Origin of the sequence: Pseudoalteromonas sp. Angola-30, from assembly GCF_028599215.1 — a bacterium.
GTDB lineage: Bacteria > Pseudomonadota > Gammaproteobacteria > Enterobacterales > Alteromonadaceae > Pseudoalteromonas > Pseudoalteromonas atlantica.
The window spans coordinates 1-300 of record NZ_JAQREI010000084.1; the positions used below are offsets into that span (position 1 = coordinate 1).

Here is a 300-nt window from a genome sequence, read left to right on the forward strand (position 1 = left end):
ACGTAAGCGTTGAAATTACAGGAACTACAACCGGCGTTGAAGATAACCAAACAGTCACGGTGGTTGTAAAGGATGCAGCGGGTAATGAGCGCAGCTTTGAAGCGACGGTTATTAATAATGCCTACACAATTACAGGTGCTGATTTATCAGGGCTAGATGACGGTACATTAACAGCCACAGCCACCGTAAGTGATGTTGCAGGCAATACCGCAACCGATACAGACACAGCCATTCACGATAAAACCGCAGCAACCACCATTGAAATGGCAGCAGGCGATGACGTTGTTAATACTGATGAGC

Annotated in this window: 1 protein-coding gene; it reads left to right on the forward strand. The window is 46.7% G+C overall.

What is annotated here, in order from left to right; genetic code table 11:
• Positions 1-300, forward strand: a 300-nt coding sequence (locus tag PSH54_RS20860; RefSeq protein ID WP_273607022.1) for an Ig-like domain-containing protein, incomplete at both ends; no start/stop codon positions are given.